The sequence below is a fragment of the Ruoffia sp. FAM 24228 genome, assembly GCF_045528575.1.
GTDB classification, from domain to species: Bacteria; Bacillota; Bacilli; order Lactobacillales; family Aerococcaceae; genus Ruoffia; species Ruoffia halotolerans.
The window spans coordinates 1-24,058 of record NZ_JBGQQZ010000038.1 but is presented as its reverse complement, the minus strand read 5'-3'; the positions used below and the strand labels follow the sequence as shown (position 1 = coordinate 24,058).

The 24,058-nt window shown below is 36.7% G+C and carries 17 protein-coding genes; 15 read left to right on the top strand and 2 right to left on the bottom strand.

Translation table 11 applies throughout. The features are described 5' to 3' along the window. Positions 1-250 precede the first annotated feature (250 nt). Positions 251-2,128, top strand: coding sequence for a serine hydrolase (locus ACEN33_RS07720; RefSeq protein WP_407094847.1), 1,878 nt, complete (start codon positions 251-253; stop codon positions 2,126-2,128). A gap of 73 nt (positions 2,129-2,201) precedes the next feature. Here the strand turns inward: ACEN33_RS07720 and ACEN33_RS07715 are convergent, their stop codons facing one another. Continuing rightward, positions 2,202-2,711, bottom strand: a complete 510-nt coding sequence (locus tag ACEN33_RS07715) for an FUSC family protein (RefSeq protein ID WP_407094846.1) — start codon at positions 2,709-2,711, stop codon at positions 2,202-2,204. A gap of 127 nt (positions 2,712-2,838) precedes the next feature. On the opposite strand from ACEN33_RS07715, the gene ACEN33_RS07710 reads away from it, so the two are divergent. The 10 genes from ACEN33_RS07710 (at position 2,839) to ACEN33_RS07665 (ending at position 16,128) form a co-directional block, all read left to right on the top strand. Then, positions 2,839-3,366 (top strand): hypothetical protein, encoded by a 528-nt coding sequence (locus tag ACEN33_RS07710; RefSeq protein WP_407094844.1) that lies wholly within the window; start codon positions 2,839-2,841, stop codon positions 3,364-3,366. A 12-nt stretch (positions 3,367-3,378) separates the two neighbouring features. Beyond that, on the top strand, positions 3,379-4,092 hold the full coding sequence (locus ACEN33_RS07705) for a glycoside hydrolase family 73 protein (protein ID WP_407094843.1): 714 nt from the start codon (positions 3,379-3,381) through the stop codon (positions 4,090-4,092). Between the two features lie 94 nt (positions 4,093-4,186). Beyond that, the gene (locus ACEN33_RS07700) at positions 4,187-5,317 is read left to right on the top strand and encodes an ATP-grasp domain-containing protein (protein WP_407094842.1); all 1,131 of its coding nucleotides are present in this window, start codon (positions 4,187-4,189) and stop codon (positions 5,315-5,317) included. Positions 5,318-5,530: 213 nt separating this feature from the next. After that, the gene (pcrA, locus tag ACEN33_RS07695; RefSeq protein WP_407094841.1) at positions 5,531-7,855 is read left to right on the top strand and encodes a DNA helicase PcrA; all 2,325 of its coding nucleotides are present in this window, start codon (positions 5,531-5,533) and stop codon (positions 7,853-7,855) included. Positions 7,856-7,958: 103 nt separating this feature from the next. Further along, on the top strand, positions 7,959-9,983 hold the full coding sequence (gene ligA / locus ACEN33_RS07690) for an NAD-dependent DNA ligase LigA (protein ID WP_407094840.1): 2,025 nt from the start codon (positions 7,959-7,961) through the stop codon (positions 9,981-9,983). 4 nt (positions 9,984-9,987) lie between these two features. Next, complete coding sequence (locus ACEN33_RS07685; RefSeq protein WP_407094839.1) at positions 9,988-11,235, top strand: CamS family sex pheromone protein; 1,248 nt, start codon at positions 9,988-9,990, stop codon at positions 11,233-11,235. Between the two features lie 23 nt (positions 11,236-11,258). Continuing rightward, positions 11,259-11,555 (top strand): Asp-tRNA(Asn)/Glu-tRNA(Gln) amidotransferase subunit GatC, encoded by a 297-nt coding sequence (gene gatC, locus ACEN33_RS07680; RefSeq protein WP_138404323.1) that lies wholly within the window; start codon positions 11,259-11,261, stop codon positions 11,553-11,555. A 1-nt stretch (position 11,556) separates the two neighbouring features. After that, a complete protein-coding gene (gene gatA, locus ACEN33_RS07675) occupies positions 11,557-13,014 on the top strand; it encodes an Asp-tRNA(Asn)/Glu-tRNA(Gln) amidotransferase subunit GatA (protein ID WP_407089388.1) in 1,458 nt (485 codons plus the stop codon). A 12-nt stretch (positions 13,015-13,026) separates the two neighbouring features. After that, positions 13,027-14,457, top strand: a complete 1,431-nt coding sequence (gatB, locus tag ACEN33_RS07670; RefSeq protein WP_138404321.1) for an Asp-tRNA(Asn)/Glu-tRNA(Gln) amidotransferase subunit GatB — start codon at positions 13,027-13,029, stop codon at positions 14,455-14,457. Between the two features lie 288 nt (positions 14,458-14,745). Beyond that, positions 14,746-16,128: a L,D-transpeptidase family protein gene (locus ACEN33_RS07665; protein ID WP_407094838.1), complete on the top strand. Its 1,383-nt coding sequence runs from the start codon at positions 14,746-14,748 to the stop codon at positions 16,126-16,128. A 481-nt stretch (positions 16,129-16,609) separates the two neighbouring features. Here the strand turns inward: ACEN33_RS07665 and uvrC are convergent, their stop codons facing one another. Continuing rightward, a complete protein-coding gene (gene uvrC, locus ACEN33_RS07660; RefSeq protein WP_407094837.1) occupies positions 16,610-18,469 on the bottom strand; it encodes an excinuclease ABC subunit UvrC in 1,860 nt (619 codons plus the stop codon). Positions 18,470-18,705: 236 nt separating this feature from the next. Between uvrC and ACEN33_RS07655 the strand changes: the two genes are divergently transcribed. From ACEN33_RS07655 to ACEN33_RS07640, 4 genes are all read left to right on the top strand, one after another. Next, complete coding sequence (locus ACEN33_RS07655; protein ID WP_407094836.1) at positions 18,706-20,406, top strand: M3 family oligoendopeptidase; 1,701 nt, start codon at positions 18,706-18,708, stop codon at positions 20,404-20,406. 13 nt (positions 20,407-20,419) lie between these two features. Further along, entirely contained in the window at positions 20,420-21,451 is a 1,032-nt protein-coding gene (locus ACEN33_RS07650; RefSeq protein WP_138404317.1) for a Gfo/Idh/MocA family protein, read from the top strand. Positions 21,452-21,473: 22 nt separating this feature from the next. Beyond that, complete coding sequence (locus ACEN33_RS07645; protein WP_138404316.1) at positions 21,474-22,646, top strand: DEAD/DEAH box helicase; 1,173 nt, start codon at positions 21,474-21,476, stop codon at positions 22,644-22,646. A 106-nt stretch (positions 22,647-22,752) separates the two neighbouring features. After that, positions 22,753-23,898: a glycosyltransferase family 1 protein gene (locus tag ACEN33_RS07640; protein ID WP_138404315.1), complete on the top strand. Its 1,146-nt coding sequence runs from the start codon at positions 22,753-22,755 to the stop codon at positions 23,896-23,898. The last annotated feature ends 160 nt before the right edge of the window (positions 23,899-24,058 follow it).

The window sequence follows — 24,058 nt, the reverse complement described above, 5'->3', positions numbered from 1 at the left end:
AGAAGGTTCATTTAGTTAAAATCTACTTCGAGAACGCACTATTTTGTAGAAAAATTCCCAATTTTTCCAAGAACGATTAATTTATTCAAGAAACCAGCTTAAATTATAGAGGTATGAATTATTCAGGATATATATGGAAAGACAACAAGTTACAGAATTTATCCTCAAGTTTGTAACTGACAAACTGACACATTCTATGCTACAATAGAAAGTACAAGAGGAATGACAACATTTCTAGGAGGTAGAGTTAATGCAGTGTCCAAATTGTGGTAGAAACGTAAGAAGTAAAAATCAATGTGCCTATTGTGGGCATGTCTTCAATAAACAAGAAGTTGCAGAATTAAAAGAAGAATCACGTAATGAAGACGTAGTACAAGAAACACCGCGTCGTTCAAGTGGGGGATTCAGTCGTGTGTTATGGGGAATTATTAAATTAGTTCTTGCCGTAGCTATTGTTTTTTTAGCCTTTTTATATGGCCCACGAATTATTAATCAAGTTGTAGATTATTTCCAGACGTCTGATACAGAAGTTGTTCAAAATACACCTGAAGAACCTGTAACGGAAGCGCCTGTTACTGAAGAATTTGAAGGGGAAGAACCGTCTGAAGATACACAAGATTCTGAATCAGAAACAGAAGATTCAGCTTCAACAAGCGAAACAGAAGAATCAACGGAGTCATCTGAATCAGAAGAAAGTAACGCTGACGGTCAATTATCTATTGTGAATCAAGAAGTAAATTTAGATGAATACCCATTAACAAATGTCGCACTTGAATTCAATGAGTCATTAGATAATGTGGATAGTACAACATTTAACTTTACTATTGATGCTAATGGAGAAACAGTAGAACTAGAAGATGATTACTCATTAGTTAAAGATGGCCAAACGCTCACAATCAGCTTTAATGATCCTTCTGTAGCTGTACTTTCTACAGAGGCTCAAGAACAAGTCCTTAACGTTGAATCTGAATCATTAGGTGTAAGTGAAAGTATTTCTTATGAAGTACCAACAACTTCATTAGATACAGAACAAGCTGAATTCTTTAACTCAACAATTACAGATAACTTATCATCTATTGGTGATGTATCAGCAGTTGTTTATCCGCAAGATGCTGAAGTGCCATATGTTTATGATAACCATAGCGTTGAAGCAGACGCATTAATTTCATGGTTTGTCTTAGGATTTACATTCAGTGCGATTGAAGACGGTGAATTAACACTTGAAGATCCAGTCGTAGTGTCATCTGATTTAGTAGCTGAAAATGACGAAGGAATCGTAGCCACTGCTGAAGAAGGTACAGAATTTACTATTCAAGAATTATTATCAGCAGTCGTTGAAGCAAATGACGTGTCAGCGATGAATCATTTAATTCAAGAAACAGGTGGACCAAACGCCTTTAACTTATGGCTAAATGAATCAAATTACTTCTCAACACGAGTAACACAAATGTTAACAATGCAAGAATCAGGGCAAGTGACTGGTGCAGTAACAAGCGCACAAGATATTGCTCAATTACTTAATAAATTAGCAAACAATGAATTAGTATCAGAAGAAGCAGATGCAACAATTAAAGAATTATTATTAAACACGCCAGTAACAGCAAAATATCCTGAAGGTCAAATTGCTGGATATCAAACGCGTTATGAAATTGCATCAGCAGATACAAACACTGCACAACAAAACTATGCAGGAATTGTTGAATTAGAAGACACTTACTATATTGCTGTCATTCTAACTTCTAACTTCACGAGTGCTGAAGAAGTTGTCCCAGCCATTTCAACTTCTATTTCTGACATTGTGACTTACTTTGAAACTGGACAAACTCCAGAAGAAGTAGCCGAAGAAGAAGCGGCTACTCAAGCAGAGGCAGAAGCACAAGCCCAAGCAGAAGCAGAGTCATTAGCTGCTGAAGAAGCGGCTCAATCTCAAGTGAATGTTGTTGAAGAATCGACACCAGAAACAGGTACAGTAGGAGAAGATGGAAGAACTTACTCAAATCAATATGTTGATAACATCGGATCTTACGTGAACTTACCTGAAGAAACAGTTTATGACGAAACAACTGGAGAAACTAGACCAGCTGAATGGTTCTTCGATGAATCAGAGGGAAGATACTATTACCGTTAATTAAATACTAAAAACCGCCTAGGTATTATCTGATAAAGATAACGCCTAGGCGGTTTTGTTTTGTTATCAAGTCTTAAGAATCTTGTTTACGGTTAGGAAGTACTCTGTTTACAGCAATGGCAACACCCGTTCCAAACACTGTATCTAGAATCCGGCTAATACTATAAACAAGCCAAGTGTCTTCAGGTGTACCTAAGTATACAACTAAAAAAGTCGCCGTCGAATTAATAATACTTTGCTTATTACTAAATAAAGTGCAAAAATTAAGCACTAATAGGACTCCTAAACCTCCAGAAACTGAAGTATAAATATCATTATTCAGTATAGGAAAATTCCGTCTTAAAAAAATTAAAGTTGTAGCAATTAACACGCCAATGGTGTTACCAAAGATACGGTATTTTGCATATTTATAAGTGTCTGTCATATTCTCACGTATGGCAAACACTGCTGATAGTGCGGCCAAAGTTGCATGTCCCAAATTGAAGACTGAGTATACAATAATAATTAAAGAAACCGAGACAGCACTTTTTCTTGCTCGCCAACCGAGCGACAATCTATCTTTAAATGATTTGTTCTCTTCCATCAATGATTCCTTTCGATTTTTTCTAAACCTAATAGTATCAAATATTATAAATTTGTCTATAAATCATTTGGATATATCACGTAAAGGGTGTATAATATAATTAAAAATACACGTAAAGGGTGATATTATGAATCCAGCATTAATTCAAATCGTAGTTCAGGTTATTCGTGAAAAGTATATGAGTGAGAAAGCATTTTACACTGAAAAATTAGGTATCTCTCCCCAAAGTTGGGATCGGTGGAAGAAAGGTGAACAAGGTCTTAAATACGATAATGTTCAGATCTTATCGACATTATTCACAGATTATGAGTGGATGCTTGTGCAAAAAGTTGTAAGAACCACAGAAATCATGCCAGAAGTTGTAAACAATCCAGTCAAAGAATATAATTTCTTAAAATACCAAATCGCTAAAAAATGGGTTAATAATGGGATTACACGCTTAGAATGGCATCAGAGCGATGAGAACACGGAAGAAAGTGTAAGAAAATCAAACATGGTTATTCTACAATTGATTGTTGATTATAATTTATGGGGTTATAATGATATTATTGAATTGAGATTACCGGGAATTATTCGCCAACAAATTGGACATGACGAGGTAAAACTTTTACAATGGTTTGTGGATGAAAGTGAGAAGTTACAAGAAAGCGAATAAAAGTGAGGCAATATGGCCAAAAAGAAGAAGAAAAAAATATTTAAATTTAAAAAACGTCCCGCTCGACGAAAAAAACGCAAAACAAATTACAAACAAGCATGGAATCGTTTTAAAAGCGATTTTTTACAAAAGATTGGAATATTATCCATCTTCTTTGTAATCTTTACTTTATTAAGTGGGATAGTTATTTATCGATGGGTTGATACGGCAAACCAAAGGCACGGTGAATTGATGCAACGTGAAGCTGATTACGAACAACGAATCGGTTTTATCGAATCGATTGTGCCAATCTCACAAAGACTTCAAAGACAATATGGTGTCTTAGCCAGTGTTTCAATTGCTCAAGCAGCTTTAGAAAGTGATTTTGGCCGGAGTCAGCTTGGGGCAGAGTATAATAATCTTTATGGTGTCAAAACGGACGCCACTGATCCAGATGGCGTCGATTTTCAAACTTTAGAATATTTTGATGATGAATGGGTTGAAATTACCGACCGGTTTAAAGTTTATCCGAGTTGGGATGCTTCGATGGAAGGCCATGCCATTCTAATCAATGAGGGTACTTCTTGGGACCCAACGTTCTATCAAGCGGTTCTTAACGGTGACAATTATGTAGAACAAGCCATCGGATTACAAGAATCAGGGTATGCAACAGACCCTACTTATGCCGATAAGATTATCGAAATGATTGAAACTTATGAATTAAATCAATATGATCAACCAATCTAATTAGAAAAATACTAATTTATCAGTGCTAGAAATTGTATGATGTGTTATTATTATAGGTGCATTTAAATATACAATATTGAAGGGAGTAGACAGGATGGCGCAAAGACATTATCCAGGTGAGACATTAGGAATTATTGGCTCATCTATTTCTGCAGCTGTCTTGGCTCAAACAGCAGGTAAATTAGGTTACCGAGTTGCTAGTTTGGTAACATCTGAGAATAATCCAGTGAGACAATTTGCAACATGGCAAACAGTTACCGAATCATATAATGAGCAAGTCTTAAATTACTTTAGTGAAAGGGTAGATGTCGTAACGGTTGAAATGGGTATTCTATCGAATAGAGAATTTCAATTATTAGCAGCACAAACTGATTTAACTTTATCAGAGGATTTAATTGCCATTACGACAGACCGACTGATTGAGAAGGCCTATTTAGATTCTAACAAGTGTTTGGTTGCGCCATTCTCTATGGTAACTAATTTAACAGATTTAAAAGAAGCAGTTGAATATATTGGATTCCCATGTATTTTAAAATCAACTCAACGCCATGTTGATAATGCGAATGATCATATTATCTTGTATGGTGAAGAGGATTATGATGAAGCAAGTGCAAAGCTAGAAGCAACCACATGTATTTTAGAGGCATGGATTCCAACTGAGAAAAAAGCCAGTGTAACAGTTATTCGTAACGAACGGGGTGAAATATTAATTTATCCTATATTTGAAGTGCGTGAACAAGGAGATTTGCTTGGAAGACAAGTGCGTTTCCCAGCACAAATATCAAAACCGGTAGAACTCGAGATGAACCGTTTAGCGCAATTATTAGCGGAATTATTAAATTTAGTTGGTTCATTGACGTTGAAGATGTTAATCACTTCAGCGGGAGTTGTTTATATAAATGAAGCAAGTATCGGTTTATCGGATGAAGCTATGTTCACGATTGGATCTATGAGTATTTCTCATTATGAGGCGGCAGCGAGAGCGATTTTAGGTTTGCCTTTACCAACATTGCATCTTAAGAGTAGAGCAGCAATTGCTTTACCGGCAACCGTCTTGAATGAAGAAAATCTATTAACACAACTCATGTTAAGAACAGATTGGGGCTTTGCTCTGTTTAATCCAATAAATAATGATTCTAAACGTTTGATTGGACAAGTCATTGTAACAGGAGATTCCTTATCAGAGTGTGAACGCCAAATTAAAATTACAGAATTAACTGAATAGAAGATTAAATATCCTTCTTGAGCCATAAACTCAAGGAGGTATTTTTTTAATGAAAGCAGTAAAAATACTAGATTATGTGTGACAAAGTTGAGACTTATCAGTCACAGAAAAATCATCAAATGTTTGTTAGGACTATACACTGATTTTTGATATAATCTACTATGTATGATTTTTTAGAGTGAACAACCTACTAGATAAATTGGAGGTCATAATATGTCATCGTTAATCGAAAGTATTAACCGATTGAATAGTAAACAACAAGAAGCTGTATATACAACCGATGGGCCAGTACTAATTGCTGCTGGAGCTGGGAGTGGAAAGACCAGCGTATTAACCCATCGGATTGCTTATTTATTAGAAGAGAAAAAAATAAACCCTTGGAATGTGTTGGCGATTACCTTTACAAATAAAGCGGCCAATGAAATGAAAGAACGTGTTGAGAAACTAGTTGGGCCTGAAGCATCATCAATTTGGGTATCCACTTTTCACTCGATGTGTGCACGTATTTTACGTCGAGAAGCCACGCAAATTGGCTATACACAAAACTTTTCGATTATTGACCAAGGTGAGCAACAAACGTTAATGAAACGCGTGCTAAAAGAATTAAATCTTGATAGCAAACGATTCAACTACAAAGAAATGCTTTGGGCGATTGATGCAGCCAAAAACGAAGGGCAAATGCCTGATGCTTTTGCAGCTGAGAACACTGATTACTTAGGCAATATTCAATCGAATGTCTACAAGTTATATCAACAAAAACTAAAATCAAGTAACGCGATGGACTTTAATGATTTAATATTATTAACTGTGAAATTACTTCAAGAAAACGAAGACGTCCGTCTGTTCTATCAAAATAAATTTCAATATATTCACGTGGATGAGTACCAAGATACGAATGAGACTCAGTACTTATTGGTGAAGACATTAGCGGATTTATTAAAAAACATTTGTGTCGTTGGGGATGCTGACCAAAGTATTTATGGTTGGCGTGGGGCAAACATGGAAAATATTATGAACTTTGAAAAAGATTATCCAGATGCCAAAGTGATTTTATTAGAGCAAAATTACCGTTCAACTCAATCAATACTAAATGCAGCCAACAGCGTAATTGAAAAGAATATCAATCGTAAAGACAAAAAACTTTGGAGTGATAAAGCACAAGGGAATAAGGTTAAATTCTACTTAGCGGAATCTGACTCTGAAGAAGCAAGATATGTTATTCAACAAATCTTTGAAACAAAAGAGGATCAAAAACGTTCGAATAGTGATTACGCCATTCTCTACCGTACGCAAGCTCAATCACGTAACTTAGAGGATCAATTGTTAAAAGCTAACTTACCATATAAGATTGTAGGTGGCTTGAAATTCTATTCACGTAAAGAAATTCAAGATACGTTAGCGTACTTAAGACTGATTGATAATTTAGCGGATAACTTAAGCTTTAACCGTATTGTCAATGTGCCAAAACGAGGAATCGGACCTACAAGTATTGCTAAATTAGCTGAATTTGCAGAGAGTTTAAACTTAGGTTGGTTTGAAGCCATCGACCAACTAGGAAACTCAAATCTATCTGCAAGTTTACAAACTAAATTTGTTCGCTTCAGTGATATGATCAAACGCTTAAGACAACAGGCAGAATACTTAACTTTAAGTGAATTAGTCGCAGAAGTTTGGGAACAATCAGATTACAAGCAAAGTCTTCAAGAAGAAGGGACTTTAGAGGCAACGAATCGTCTAGAAAACTTAGACGAGTTCGCGTCAGTTACAAAAGAGTTTGACCAAATGGACTTGGAAGATATTATCGAAACCGACCCTGACTTTGCTGATGAAGAAGATGGAGCAACAGAAGAACCACTTGATACACAGGCTCCAAGAATTCGTTTAACTTTATTCTTAACAGAATTATCACTTGTTTCAGATACGTCGGAAGAAGAAACCGTAGACCAAATTACCTTAATGACGATGCATGCAGCTAAAGGACTAGAATTCCCTTACGTATTCATTGTTGGTATGGAAGAAGGCTTATTCCCATTAAGTCGTGCGTCAGAAAGCGATGATGAGTTAGAGGAAGAGAGACGACTCGCATATGTTGGAATGACACGTGCCGAAGAGCAACTATACCTAACAGCAGCTAGAAGCCGACTATTATATGGTAGATATCAACATAATGCCCCAAGTCGATTCGTATCTGAGATAGACCAAAGTTTGATTGAGCATGTCGGTCAATCTTTCCAAACGGTCATCCGTTCTCAAAATACCAGACAGCAAGGGCGAAAACGATCAAGCCAAGCGGCTAGAAATGTTCTATTAAGTCAGCGTCCAAAAGGCGGTTCAACTGGAGCATTGAAGAAAAAAGTCACAAACAATTCAGATACAAATTATACAGTTGGTGATAAAGTAGATCACCGTACTTGGGGAGTTGGAACTGTCGTTAATGTTAAAGGTTCTGGAAGTAATGCTTTACTAAGTATTGCCTTCGATTCACAAGGCATTAAAGAATTACTAGCATCCTTTGCTCCAATAAGCAAAGTGGAGTAGAGAGTGAATGTTTTTACTGATAGAAACAGTAAAGAATGATATACTTGACGAAGAAATGAAGACTGCTATTAACGTAAATGGCTTTTTAGGAGTGATGGTATAAATGGTTCAATCGAAAGATTTAGAACAGGCAAAAGAAAGACTCGAGCAGCTAAAAAGTGAGCTGAATCATCACGCATATAATTATTATGTGCTAGACAAACCAAATATCACGGATGCAGAATACGACCAAATGTATAATGAACTGGAAAACCTTGAAAAAGCACATCCAGAATGGATTACATCTGATTCTCCGACTCAAAGAATTGGGGACCAATTATTAGAAGGTTTTACGAAAGTTGAACACGCCGAAGCAATGTATAGTTTGGGGAATGCCTTCAACGAGGAAGAAGTTGGAGCATTTATTCAACGCGTACAAAACCAAACCGAGCAAGAAGTTGAATTTATGGTCGAATGCAAAATCGACGGTTTAGCGATTGCTTTAACATATGAAAATGGCGCCTTCGTTAGAGGTGCAACTCGTGGAGATGGAACGGTTGGAGAAGATATTACGACAAACCTTCGCACCATTCGTTCATTACCACTGAAGTTGAAAGAGCCCGTATCCGTTGAAGTACGTGGTGAGGCTTATATGCCAAAAGATGTGTTTAAGCAACTGAATGACGAACGCGAAGAAACAGGTGAAGTACCATTCGCCAATCCACGTAATGCTGCCGCTGGTGGGTTAAGACAAATTGATCCAAAAGCCGTATCAAAACGTCGATTGAATATGTTCTTATATAGTGCTTTATACAATGATGATTTTGATGTAGAGTCACAAGCAGAATTATTCGAGCAATTACAATTTTTAGGATTTAGAACAAATCCATTACGAAAATTATGCAAAAATCAAACTGAAGTGATGGATTTTATTCATCAAATTGAAGAAGAACGCCATGATTTACCATATGAAATTGATGGTATCGTTATTAAAGTCAATGACGTTGCCCTACAGCAACAACTTGGTTATACCGTCAAAGCCCCAAGATGGGCGATCGCTTATAAATTCAAAGCAGATATAGCGGAAACTAAACTGAATGAAGTTGAGTGGACAGTGGGAAGAACGGGCGTTGTTACACCAACGGCCGTGATGGACCCGGTTCAATTAGCTGGTTCGACTGTTCAAAGAGCTTCCTTACATAATGTGGATTTAATCGAAGCTTTAGACGTTCGCATTGGAGATACCGTAGAGATTCATAAGGCAGGAGATATTATCCCAGAAATCGTGAGTGTTGTTATGAGTCAACGCCCAGAAGACTCGCAACCATTACCGATACCAACTACGTGTCCACGCTGTGACGCTGAATTAGTACGGTTGAATGAAGAAGTTGCCCTAAGATGTGTGAATCCTTTATGTCCAGCGCAGAAGTTAGCGAAGATGATTCATTTCAGTTCAAGAAATGCGATGAACATTACTGGTTTAGGTGATAAGATTATGGAACACTTAATCAATCAAGCATTGGTTTCGGATCCAAGTGACTTATACACATTAGAGCAAGAAGATTTCTTAACACTTCCAAATACAAAAGAAAAATCCGCAACAAAATATCAAAATGCGATTGAAGAATCAAAGAGTAACTCTTTAGAAAGATTACTCTTTGGTTTAGGTATCCGCCATGTCGGATCAAAAGCAGCACGTTTAATTTCTGAAAAATTCAGAAAGATTGAAGCAATTCAGAAAGCATCGATTGAAGATATTGAGACCATTGATGGCATCGGACCAATGATTAGTCAAGCGATTGTTGAATATTTTGAAATGGAAGAATCGAACGAACTGATTCAAAGATTACAAGAAGCGGGAGTCAACACAGACTACTTAGGTGTTGTGCCTGAAGAGATTGATCTGAAGGATAACTTCTTTGCAAATCAAACCGTTGTCCTTACAGGTTCGATGGAAACTTTAACGCGTGGGGAAGCCAAAAAACGATTGGAAAACCTCGGAGCAAAAGTGACTGGAAGTGTATCAAAAAATACAAATTACTTAGTTGCTGGTGAAGCAGCCGGAAGTAAATTGACAAAAGCACAAGAGCTTGGAATTGCAATCATGAACGAAGAAACTTTTCTAGAAAAATTAAAAGAGAGCGAGTAATTACATGAATAAAAAGATAAGAATGAATGTATCTATACTACTTGCTTGCTTAATGCTAGTAGGAGGCGTGACGCAAGTAAGGTCCCAAGCACAAGAGGATGAGCCGACAAATCCTGATGAAGTAACGGTTCAAACGACGACCAATCAATTATCAAGCGAGTTTTATCGTGCAGTAATCATCGACGGTCAATACCAAATTGGTGCATCAGCGAGCTCAAACAATAATTTAAGTTCAGCAGCGAATATTCGTGCGTTTGAGGAAGGCTTACTTCGAATAAGTAAACAAGTCTTTCCAACTGAACAGTATTTTATGCAAGAAGGGCAAATTATAGATGAAGCAACGATGACGAGTTGGTTAGCAAGAGAGTCAGCAACCAATCCAGAAGGCTTGAATCCAGCCTTACCGGAAGGAGATGCAGAAACTCAATCAAGTTTAGAGGAATCACTGGCCTCAGATGAATCCGTTGATCCAGCTGATGACCCAGAAGATGTTACAGAAGAAGGCGCAGAAGAGAACGAGCAAATCGTGACAAATGTGCAATCAACTCCGATTTATTTATCCCAAGTAGCTGAGAAAAACTTAATGGTAGAGACTGAAGAAGGCTTTGCTTTAGGTGGAATTGTTCTTGGTCTTGCGATGAATAGTACTTATGAATATACTGATGCTGATGGCGTAATCCACGAACAAGAAATCTCAGTGGGTGAAATGCGTGAACGTGGTAGACAATTCGCAAATATCATTGTCGGGCGTCTAAGAAACACAGAAGAATTACGTTCAGTTCCAATCGTCGTTGGTATTTACCGAGCAGCTCCAAGCGATGAAGTTGTCGGTGGAACGTATGTATTAGATGGTATTTCTCGAGAAGGAAACTCTGTGACTGACTGGACAGAAAACAATGAATATCGTATTGCGTTACCAATCATCGAAGCGAGCGACCAAAGCGATCAATACGCATATTTTGATAATTTTAATAATGAAATTATTAATTTCTTCCCTAATTTAAATGGTATCTCTGGAGAGGCTTTATACATTGACGGAGGATTGGCTTCCTTAAATGTAGAAATTGTTTCACAGTTCTATAAACAAACAGAAATTACAGCGTTGACTCAACATATTACCGATGTCTCGCAAAGAACTTTACCTGAAGGGGTAGCCATTGAAATTAAAGTCATATCTGACGCTGGCGTAGAAGCCTACGTAGGCCGACCAGCAGGGGCGACACAATATCAAAGCCATATTTTCAAAAAATAAACTGATAAGGAAGGATGAATTGAATGTTAAGTCAAGATCAAATCAAACACGTCGCTAAGTTATCAAAACTTAGTTATACAGACGATGAATTAGATAACTTTGTCCCAGAATTTGGACGTATTATCGATATGGTTGAACAGTTACAAGAAGTAGATACTGAGGGAGTTAAACCAACGTATCACGGTAATCAATTAATCAATGTATTACGTGAAGACAAAGCCATTGAACGCAATAAAACAGAAGCACTACTTAAAAACGCACCATTATCTGAAGGTGGTTTTATTCAAGTACCAGCCATCTTAGAAAGTGGGGAAGTTTAATATGAGTAAATATCCAACAACAATTATTGAAATCCAAGAAGGGTTAAGAAATGGCGATTTTACAACGGTTGAATTAACGGAAGCAATCTTTGCTTACATTGAAGAGACTGATGAGAAAGTAAATTCATTCTTAGCTTTAAATAAAGAAGCAGCTTTAGAAGCGGCGAAAGCTGCCGATGAAGTAGGGTACGGTGAAGACGCACCATTATTAAACGGTGTGCCAATTGGGATTAAAGATAATATCGTTACTGAAGGTTTAACAACAACCGCTTCATCTAAAATGTTAGAAAACTTCAACCCAACTTATGATGCGACAGTCATTAAGAAGTTAAAAGAAGCTGGAGCTATTATTATTGGTAAATTAAACTTAGACGAATTTGCGATGGGTGGATCAACTGAGACATCTTACTTCAAAACTTCTAGAAACCCTTGGGATTTAGAACGTGTACCAGGTGGATCATCAGGTGGATCATCATCTGCTGTTGCTGCTCGTCAAGTTCCCGCAAGTCTTGGTACAGATACTGGGGGGAGTGTTCGTAACCCTGCAGCCTTTACAGGGATTGTAGGAATGAAACCTTCATACGGTTCTGTCTCTCGTTACGGCGCGATTGCCTTTGGTTCAAGTTTAGACCAAATTGGACCAATGACAACGACTGTTGAAGACAATGCATTAGTATTAGAAGCAATTGCAGGCTTCGATAAACTTGATGGAACAAGCCGTCCTGATACTGAATTAGATTACAGATCAAAACTTGGTCAATCAATTGAAGGCATGCGTATTGCGATTCCTAAAGAATACCAATCTGAAGCAGTTAATGAAGAGATTCGTGATGCAATTAGTAAAGCAAAAGAATACTTTATTTCTCAAGGTGCAATCGTTGACGAAGTATCATTACCACATACACCTTACGGAATTAATGTTTACTATATCCTTTCTTCTGCAGAAGCATCATCAAACTTACAACGTTTTGACGGAATCCGTTATGGTTACCGTTCAGAATCTGCGAAAACACTTGAAGATATCTATGTTCAATCTCGTAGTGAAGGTTTTGGTGACGAGGTTAAACGTCGTATTATGTTAGGAACTTACAGTTTAAGTTCAGGAGCATTTGATAAATACTTTAAGAAAGCCGCTCAAGTTAGAACATTAATTATTGATGACTTTATTAAAGTCTTTAGCGAATATGACTTAATTATGGGACCTGTTACAACAAGTACTGCCTTCAAGATTGGTGGCCGTATTGAGGACCCAGTTGAAATGTATGTATCGGACTTATTAACAGTTCCTGTCAATTTAGCAGGACTACCAGCAATGTCAGTTCCAGCAGGCTTTGATAGTAACGGAATGCCTATTGGCTTACAATTAATTGGTAAACATATGAATGAATCAACACTTTACCAAGTTGCTTATGATTTTGAGAAAAATCATGATTACGTTAACCAAGTACCGGAATTTTAGGAGGGTGATATAATGAATTTTGAAACTGTCATTGGATTAGAAATCCACGTAGAGTTAAAGACTGACTCGAAAATATTTAGTACTTCACCAGCTCATTTTGGTGCAGAACCGAATAGTAACACGAATGAAAAAGACTGGGGATATCCAGGTGTCTTACCAGTATTAAATAAAGGTGCTGTAGATTACGGTATGAAAGCAGCACTAGCTTTAAACTGTGAAATTGCGCGTGAAATGAGTTTTGACCGTAAAAACTATTTCTACCCCGATAACCCAGCTGCCTACCAAATTACACAAGATGCACAACCGATTGGAACAAACGGATATATTGATATCGAAGTTGAAGGTGAACGTCGTCGTATTCGTATCAACCGTGTCCATTTAGAAGAGGATGCAGGTAAAAACACTCACGGAACAGATGGTTTCTCTTACGTTGACTTAAACCGTCAAGGTACACCATTAATCGAGATTGTTTCTGAGGCAGATATGCATTCACCAGCAGAAGCGTATGCTTACTTAGAAGCTGTTCGTGAGAAAATCTTATTTACTGAAGTTTCTGATGTTCGTATGGAAGAAGGATCACTACGTTGTGACGCAAATATCTCGCTTCGCCCATTTGGCCAAGAAGAATTTGGTACAAAAACTGAGCTTAAAAACTTAAACAGTTTTACATATGTACGTAAAGGTCTTGAACACGAAGAAGTGCGCCAAGCAAATGTATTAAGAAGTGGTGGCGTGATTGAGCAAGAAACACGTCGTTATGATGAGACAACAGGTGACACAATCTTAATGCGTACGAAAGAAGGAGCGGCAGATTACCGTTACTTCCCAGAACCAGATGTTCCGCCAATTTACATTACAGAAGAGTGGATTGCGGAAGTGAAAGAATCATTACCAGAAATGCCAGACCAAAGACGTCTACGTTATGTTAATGAATACGAATTACCAGAATATGACGCGATGGTTCTTACTCAGACAAAAGTAATGTCAGATTTCTTTGATAATACAATTGAAGAAGGTGCAGATCCTAAACAAGTATCTAACTGGTTAATGGGTGAAGTTTCAGCTCACTTAAATAAAGAACAAATCGCTTTAGAAGATACTGAATTAACACCAGTAAACTTAGCACAAATGATTAACTTAATTGCTGATGGAACAATTTCAAGTAAAATTGCTAAGAAATTATTCAAACACCTTGTTGAAAAAGGTGGCGACGCAAATAAAGTTGTTGAAGAACAAGGAATGGCTCAACTTAGTGACCCAGCTAAATTACAACCACTCATTGACGAAGTAATTGCTGCTAACCCTGGATCAGTTGAAGACTACAAGAACGGTAAAGATCGTGCTTTAGGATTCTTTGTTGGACAAATTATGAAACAAACTCGTGGTAAAGCTAATCCACAAGTTGTGAACAAACTGATTTTAGAAACTTTAGCTAACATGTAATTTTAAATTTTAAGCGTCTAAATGTCTTGTGCATTTAGGTGCTTTTTTTGCATATAATAATTTTATCTCATATAAATCAATTTGATTTTACAAGAAAATATTTTAGGAATAAACCTAATATTCGAGGGGAAAATCCCGAACGTTAACTTTTTTAACAATAAGAAAAGGTTAAGTTTTTATTAAGGACAAGTACTCAAATGATTTTTTGAATAATGTGTGAATTATCAGCACAAATCATTTCAAATATGTTACTCTATAATTGCGAAACTTTAGAGAGGTAGGTAAGTAATGAAAAAGACATTATTAATTATCGTTTCAACTGTGCTTATTATGGGAGTTGTATATTTTGCAGGTGTTGGGTTTTACTCTGAGAAATTTTCAGCGAATTCCACTTTTGGAACAGTTGATGTGAGTAATTTAACATTAAGCGAAGCACAGGCGAAAGTTATTGAAGATTTGAATGACAAAGAATTTGTTCTTGAAGAAGATGGGCAAGAAGTTGCTCGTTTGAAACTAGGTGAACTAGAACCTGAATATAAAACTGAGTCAGAATTAGAAGCGTCATACTTATCACAAGATCCAACGACTTGGGTCAATGGCTTCTTTGAAGATAAAGAGTACAATCAAGGTTTAGAAGAGCAAATTAACTTCAGTGAAGAAGAAATAATTAATAGCTTGTCAGCCCAAGGTCTTTCTAATGAAGAACGTGAAGCGGCGACAGATGCAGGTGTAGATTATGACGAAACTGAAGGTTATTATGTAGTTGAAGGGTCTGCTGGAAACCAAATCGATCCTAGTCGTCTTGAATCAGCAATTGTTGAAGGGATTCAAAACGAGAATTATACCATTGATTTGGAAGAAGCATATGCTCAACCAGAAATAACTGAAGTAAGTGAAGAAATTACATCAGTGATGGATGAAATTGAATCCGTATCATCAGTGAATATCACTTATGAAATTGCTGGAGAAGAAGTAACAATTCCACAAGATGAAATTGAAAACTGGATTTATTTTGATTCTTCAAATGAATTAATTATCGATGCTGAATCTGTGAAAGCATATTTAAGTACTCTTAACGAGGAATATTCAACATTCTACAAAGACCGTACTTTCAATAGTACTTTACAAGGTGAAGTCACTGTGCCACCTGGAATCCTAGGTTGGTCAATTGACACTGATGCAGAAGCAGAAGCGTTAATTAGTGACATTCATGCAGGTAACGATGTTAGTCGTGAACCAATCTATTACAGTTCTGGTGGTATTGCTGGTGCTGCAAATGATATTGGATCAACTTACGTCGAAATCGATTTAAGTAATCAATATATGTTCTTATATGTTGATGGTCAACTTATTCTTGAAACGCCAATGGTTTCAGGTAAGATTGGTGCTGAGACCGTACCAGGAGCAAATGCTGTTATTGAGATGTTAACTGATACAAACTTAGTTGGTTACAACCCATTCTCAAAAGTAGAATATTCTACGCCAGTTAATTACTGGATTCGCTTTGACGATAAAGCTCAAGGAATTCATGATGCATCTTGGCAAGGATCATTTGGTGGATATGTTTATCAATTAAGTGGTTCACTTGGCTGTATTAACACTCCTCTAGGCGCAGTTGAAGTAATTTACAATAACGTTGATTACGGTACACCAGTAATGGTTTTCTATTAATATAAAAACAAAATCCTCACCCGGCAGAGTCTATTATGACTTTGCTAGGTGAGGATTTTTTAGTTTGCAATGAAAATATTTCCTTGAGAAATTCTCAAGGCACCTTACCATCCCTGAGAATTTTTCAGGGATCCAATTCGTGAAAAACGATGCTTGAGAAACTCACAGGGCACCTTTCCATCCCTGAGAATTTTTCAGGGATCCAATTCGTGAAAAACGATGCTTGAGAAACTCTCAAGGCACCTTACCATCCCTGAGAATTTTTCAGGGATCCAATTCGTGAAAACGATGCTTGAGAAACTCTCAAGGCACCTTACCATCCTTGAGAAATATTCAGGGATCCAATTCGTGAAAAATGATGCCTGAGAAACTCTCAAGGCACCTTACCATCCCTGAGAAATATTCAGGGATGAAATTCGTGAAAAATGATGCCTGAGAAAATCTCAGGGACACAACTAGACAAAGTTAAACCAAAACAGTATTACTTACTCTGAAGTTTTTCTTCATCATTCAGTGTTTCTATAATACGTTCTGCAGTCGGTTGAGGAACACCGATATGACGGTACTCTTCAATGTCTGCTTCTTTCATTCTTTGTAAGTTTTTAAAGTGCTTTAATAATTTTGTGCGGGTCTTCGGTCCAACACCTTCAATACTTTCTAAGATTGATCCAAACTGAGATTTCGAACGGACATTTCTATGATAGCTAATCGCATAGCGATGGACTTCATCTTGGACTCTTTGTAGGAAGTGGAAGACTTGGCTTGTTGGTTCTAAAGGAATTATTTCCTCACTATAACCGTCCATTAAGGCAGCAGTTTTATGTTTGTCATCTTTTACCATACCAGCAACCGGAATTGTGATGCCTAATTCATTCTCCAACACATCTCTAGCTGCTCTAATTTGAATTTTCCCACCATCCATTAGGATTAAGTCAGGTAATTGTTTCTCTTCGCGTAGCAGTCTTGTGTAACGTCTACGAATGACTTCTTGAGTTGATGCGAACTCATTGGCACCTTCGACAGTTTTAATTTTGAATTTACGGTAGTTCTTTTTCTCAGGCTTCCCGTCGCGGTAAACAACCATACCTGATACTGCGTTTGATCCTTGGATATTAGAATGGTCAAACGATTCGATATAGTTTGCTTGCGGAATATTTAAAGCATCTGATAATTCGTCAATGGCACCTAAAGTTTTTCTTTCGCTCATCTCTATTAATCTGAATTTTTCATCCAAAGCAATGCGACTATTTTTTTCGCAAAGTTCTAATAAGCTACGTTTTTTCCCACGAAGGGGTGTCGATACTGGAACTTCAAGATATTCATTTAATAAATGATTATCAACATCACTTGGAACGAGTACCGCTTTAGGCATGAGTTGTGATTCTTCTTTATAGAATCGCGCAATATAAGTCGTGACTTCTTCTTCTGGATTATTATAGCTAGGGAAGATGGCGGCTTTACGTTTAAGAATCGAACCTTGTCTCAACATAAAGGTTTGAATCGATAACCAACCACGATCAAGGGTGTAACCAAAGACATCCATATTGTCATAGTCCTGACTCATAATGACTTGGCGTTCAATTGTTTTTTCGATATAACTAATTTGATCACGGTAATCCGCTGCTTGTTCAAAGTCTAATTTTTCTGCAGCAGTGTCCATTTTTGAACGTAAGTCATTTTTAATACTGTCGACGTTGCCTGCAAAGAATTTTTTGATATTCTCAATCTGAGCATCATATTCCGCTTGTTCTACTTTATGATCACAAGGTCCAATACATTGGCCAAGGTGATAGTAAAAGCAGGCACGCTTTTCGTTTTTAGCACATCTTCTTAAAGGATATGCTCGGTGCAATAATTGTTGGGTACTAGTTGCGGCATAAACATTTGGAAAGGGACCAAAGTAAGTTCCCCCATCTTTTTTCACTTCATTCGTAATAATTAATTGAGGATCTTCTTCTTTAGTAATTTTTAGATAAGGATACATTGTTGAGTCTTTGAGTCGAATGTTATAAATTGGCTTATATTCTTGAATAAGATTAATCTCAAGAATCAGCGCTTCTTTATCACTGTTAGTTATAATTGTTTCAAAATGATCGATTTCAGATACTAATTTTGTTGTCTTAGCATCATGAGCACCCCTAAAGTAAGAACGCACACGATTACGTAAATTCTTAGCTTTACCTACATATATAATGGTATCGTTCGCGTTTCGCATTAAATAACATCCTGGTAAATCAGGTAAGAGTTTTAGTTTTTGCTCAATGTTATATAAAACTTCACTGCGATTTTTAGTCGTCTTTTTTTCATTAGGGGTTCCTTCGTTAGTTGAATCTTGATGCATAAAGACACCTCCTATTAATTGGTTATATTTCTCTATTATTGTCAACATACTATTATACACGACAAAGTCAAGGTTTTGCTAATAAATTGACTATTAAAATGCAGTTAACTTTTTTATTTTGTGTTGTCTTTTTTAATCCCTTATAAAAAATAATTCACTAGAACTATCCCAAAATAACAAGCTTATAACTGAACCTGTGGTATAATAGCATTACAGTAAATGAAGGACGTGTGTGTATGAAATTTAACGAATTTAATTATAATCGACCAGACCTAGATATTTTCAAAAAAGACTACCAAGAAAATATTGACCAAATTAAAAATGCTAATTCTGTCAAGGAAGCCTTAGAAGGCATTCATGAGAAACAAGCATTACAAAATGAAATAAATACGCAATCAGAGTTAGCAGAAATTCGTTTCTCTATTAATACAAAAGATGCTTTTTATAAAAAAGAAAGTGATTTTTGGAATGAACAGCTACCAATTATTTCAGAATGGGAAACTGATTATTATCGTGCAATTTTAAACTCACCTTTTCTATCTGAATTAAAACAAGAAATTGCAGCACCATTTTTTGATATTATTGAGAACTCTCTAAAAGTATTTGACCCAACTATTATACCTTTATTACAACAAGAGAATAAATTAGTCTCAGAATATGATTCACTCATCGCATCAGCGGAAATTGATTATAAGGGAGAAACTTATAACTTATCTGGTTTGACACCATTCATGCAGTCAACTGACCGTCAGGAACGAAAAGCGACTTCTGAATTATATGCAAACTTTTTCCAAGAGAACTTAGCTGATTTTGATCGCATTTACGATGAATTAGTCAAAGTCCGTCATGAGATGGCAACCAGTCTTGGCTTTAAAGATTTTGTGGAGATGGGCTATGCGAGAATGAACCGCCTAGACTATACACGTTCGGATGTTGAAGTATTCCGTCGTGAAGTCTTGGAACAAATTGTGCCATTATCAACATATATTTATGACCGCCAAGCGAAACGTTTAGAGTTAGATGAGTTAAAATATTACGATCTAAACTTAAGCTTTCCAACAGGAAATGCGAAACCCATTGGGACTGCGTATGAGTTGATTCAAAAAGCTGAAAAGATGTATTCAGATATGTCACCTGAAACTGCGGACTTTTTCGACTTTATGGTTAAACATGATTTAATGGACTTATTAACTAAGTCAGGTAAGCAAAGTGGAGGGTATTGTACTCATATCCCGAACTTCAATGCTCCCTTTATTTTTGCTAATTTTAATGGGACTTCAGGAGACGTGGATGTATTAACACACGAGGCTGGGCATGCTTTCCAACTCTATCGTTCACGTTGGATTAATGAACCTGAGTTAATTTGGCCAACGCATGAAAGTTGTGAAATCCATTCGATGAGTATGGAATTTATCGCATGGCCATATATGGATGAGTTTTTCGGTGACAAAGTAGAAAAATACAAATACGCTCATCTTTCAGAAGCCGTGACCTTCTTACCTTATGGTGTCTTAGTAGATCACTTCCAACATGAAGTGTATGAAAACCCAACAATGACACCAGAAGAACGTCGTTCAAAATGGCGTGAATTAGAGAAACAATACACTCCTTGGAAAGAATATGATGACAATGAGTTTTATGAGCAAGGTGGATTATGGTTTAGACAAGGCCATATCTTCAACTCACCATTCTACTATATTGATTACACATTAGCCCAAGTATGTGCCTTTCAGTTCTGGGAGCGAAGTCATGTGAAAGAAGACGATAGCTTCTGGTCTGATTACTTAAACATTTGTCGTGTAGGTGGAACGAAATCATTCCAAGAAATTGTGAAACTCGCTAACTTAAAATCACCTTTTGAAGAAAATAGTCTTTCAGAAGTTACTCAAGCCATTCAGACCTATTTAGAAGCCATTGACGAAGAGCAGTTAATATAAGAGGAGGAGTTCAATGATAAACGTAGGAACCATTGGTACTTCATGGATAACAGAGCAATTTATTAAAGCTAGTCAACTGACCAATCTATATAAGATTAAAGGAATCTATTCACGAAGTGCTTACCGAGCAAAAGATATTGCGACGATTTACAAGACAGACTACTATACGGACCAATTAAATAATATTTTATTTGATCCAGAAATTGATTTGATTTATATCGCAAGTCCCAATAGCATGCATTTTGAACAAGCAATGCAAGCGATAAAAGCTGGAAAGCATGTCATCATTGAGAAGCCAATGTTTTCAAGTGTTGAAGAATGGCATCAAGCACATGAAGAAGCGAAACGCATGAATGTCTTCATTTTTGAAGGTGCTTTGCATATTCATACGCGTAATTATCGTCGAATGAAGCAGTTAGTTCAGAATAAGATAAAAGCTTCTAAGCAGCCGTTTTTAGGGGCTAACTTTAATTTTGGGCAATACTCATCCAAATATGTTCAATATCGTGAAACAATGGATAATCACCAGATTGCACCAAATGTCTTCAACCTTGAGTTTTCAGGTGGGGCATTAATGGATTTAGGTGTATACCCAGTTTATGTCGTCCTTGATTTATTTGGTTTACCTCAATCAGTGCGCTACAACGCTCAAAAAGGGGAAAATGGTGTCGATATTTTCGGTACAATTTTATTCACATATGATAAATTTCAAGTATCGATATTTATCTCTAAAGCAGTGCATTCAAAACTGCCAAGTGAAATTTATGTAGACGATGAGACCATTATTATCCACGACGTGAGTCGCATTAGTAAAGTTGAGTTAATAAACCAAGAAGGTCAAAAGGCAGATGTGATTGATTACAAACCAGAGAATTATATGTATGATGAGTTACTGAATTTTGCTGAAGTGATTAATAATCCGGATAGTATTCACCAAAAAGTGCGCTATGAAGATTGGAAACAACTAAGCTTACAAGTGGCACAAACAATGGAGTTACTACGTAAATCAGCGAATATTTCTTTTGACACTGAAGAACAGAAATAGAAGATAAGAGAAGGAGCATATAATGCTTAATACATTTAGAACTGAACTCCAAGAATTTTGGAAAGAGAAAGAATTTCAAGAACCTACACCGGTTCAAGAGCAATTATTTAAAGAAGCATCAGAGGGGAACGACGTCATTGCTGTATCCCCAACGGGTACGGGTAAGACATTAGCTTACTTACTACCTATATTGAATCAAATTGAAGCAAATAAAACGTTGCAAGCAATTATTCTAGCGCCATCACAAGAATTAGTGATGCAAATTGGTGAAGTGGCACGCGAATGGGGTAAAGTTGTAGGCATTAAAACACAAACGCTCATCGGTGGTGCAAATATTAAACGCCAAATCGATAAGTTAAAAGATAAGCCAGAACTTATTATTGCAACACCTGGACGCTTTATCGAGTTAACAAGCAAGACGAAAAAAATAAAAGTTCACCTAGTAAAAACCATTGTTTTTGATGAAGCAGATTATTTATTTAAAGATGAACATAAAAGAACGATCGAATCAATTCAACAAACACTGATGCGTGATGTTCAAAAAGTTTATGCAAGTGCGACAATGACAGAGGAATTTGTCAATGATCGAAAAGCGGAGAATAATGACATTAAAGTCATCCGCATTGATTCGCAAGAATCAGTTAGCCATATTCAACATTATTTCATTACGGTTAATAATCGCTATAAAGTGGATGAACTGAAACGTTTAGCTCAGATGGATAACATGCGAGCCATTGTATTCTTCGAACAGATTAATCAAATTGAAGAAGTGGCAGCGAAGTTAATCTATGAGAATGTATCTGTCGTTGTCTTACATAGTGATGCGAGTAAACAAGAACGTGAGTATGCGATTCGAGCATTTAAAAATCATGACGTTACTTATCTTCTAACAACCGATGTTGCTAGTAGAGGGATGGATATCTCAGAAGTTCCTTACGTCATTCATTATAACCGTGTCCAAGATAGCCGAACGTATATTCATAGATCAGGACGGACAGGTCGAATGAACCGTGAAGGTATTGTTATCTCATTATTAAATCAACAAGAAGCGAATGATTTAGCAGCCATCTTAAAAGAAGAGAATATTCCATTAACCGAGAAAGTATTAAAAAATAGAATATTAATTGATCCAACTGAAACAAAAGGGTCGAAAAACCAAGATAAACAAGCTCAAAATAGAAGAAAACGTGTGTAAATTTACAAATTTACATAAACTTTACATTCATTTAGCTCTAAATTTACAATCGAGGGGTATAATCAGAGTAGGAAAAGATTAAGTGGCTTTGTAGTGGGAGGATAATATGCGTATAGCAATCGTAACAGAAACTTTTGTCCCAGCGACGGATGGTATTTGCACTCGCTTGGCAAACTTTGTTGTTCAATTAAAAGAAATTGGTCATGAAGTTATTGTTATTTCACCGGATCTTGGTATAAGCGACTATAAAGGAGTACCAGTTTACGGGCTTGAAACAGTGACATTTCCATTATATGGATCGCGTCCATGGGGTTTACCTTCTCGAAAGGTAAAGTCTATTTTCAAGAAATTTAAGCCAGATGTGGTACATGCTGTGAATCCAATCTCATTGGCTTCATCGGCTGTTCACTATGCAAATAAGTTAAATATCCCTTTAATAACGTCATACCATACTCATTTACCGAATTACTTAGACCATTATAATATGAGTTTATTTAAACCAGTTCTATGGGATTATATTCGTTTTTGGCATACAAAGTCTGACGTTAATATTACAGTCTCACAAAGCTTAATGGATGAACTGAATGATGAGATGATTCCCACTCATGGTGTCTTACCTCGAGGAATTGATATTGAAGGGCGTCATCCAGAATATTTTGATCAAGAATTATATAATGAATTAACGGACAATAATCCAAATAATAAATTATTAGTCTACGTTGGAAGATTGGCTCCAGAGAAGGATATCGATCATTTACGTGCAATCTTTGATGAGCGAGATGATTTATGTCTAGCCATTGTCGGAGATGGGCCAGACAGAGAACGCTTAGAAGAAGTCTTTGCTGGAACGAAGACGCACTTTTTAGGCTTTAAGCATGGTGAAGATTTGTCTAAAGCCTTTGCGACAGGAGATGCTTTTGTCTTCCCATCAACATCAGAGACCTTTGGTTTAGTAATCTCGGAAGCGATGGCGTCAGGCATACCTGTCATTGCCGCTGAAAGCGAACCAACCGTTGAACAAATTACGGATAAGGAGACAGGCTTAATCTATGAATCTGGTAATACTGAAAGTTTAATGAAGGCAATTAATAGTGTGGATAATCCATTATTAATGCAAAAACTTTCACTTAAAGGGCGTTCGGAAGCGCTAAAATATACTTGGGGTAATGCGACGCTAGAGATATTAGATTTTTATTCGCAAACGATCGAAGCGCATCAATACAAATACGACGGTATTCGTAAACAAGCTTAAGTCTGTTTAGAAAATGAATGTATTTTTTAGAATCGCCGATTGTAAAATTAAGCTAGACAACTAAAACAGCCATTTGTGGTACACTCAACTTGTAATTCCGACCAAAGAATACAAAGGAGTGACCACAAATGACCTACACCCATCTTACCACGGATGAACT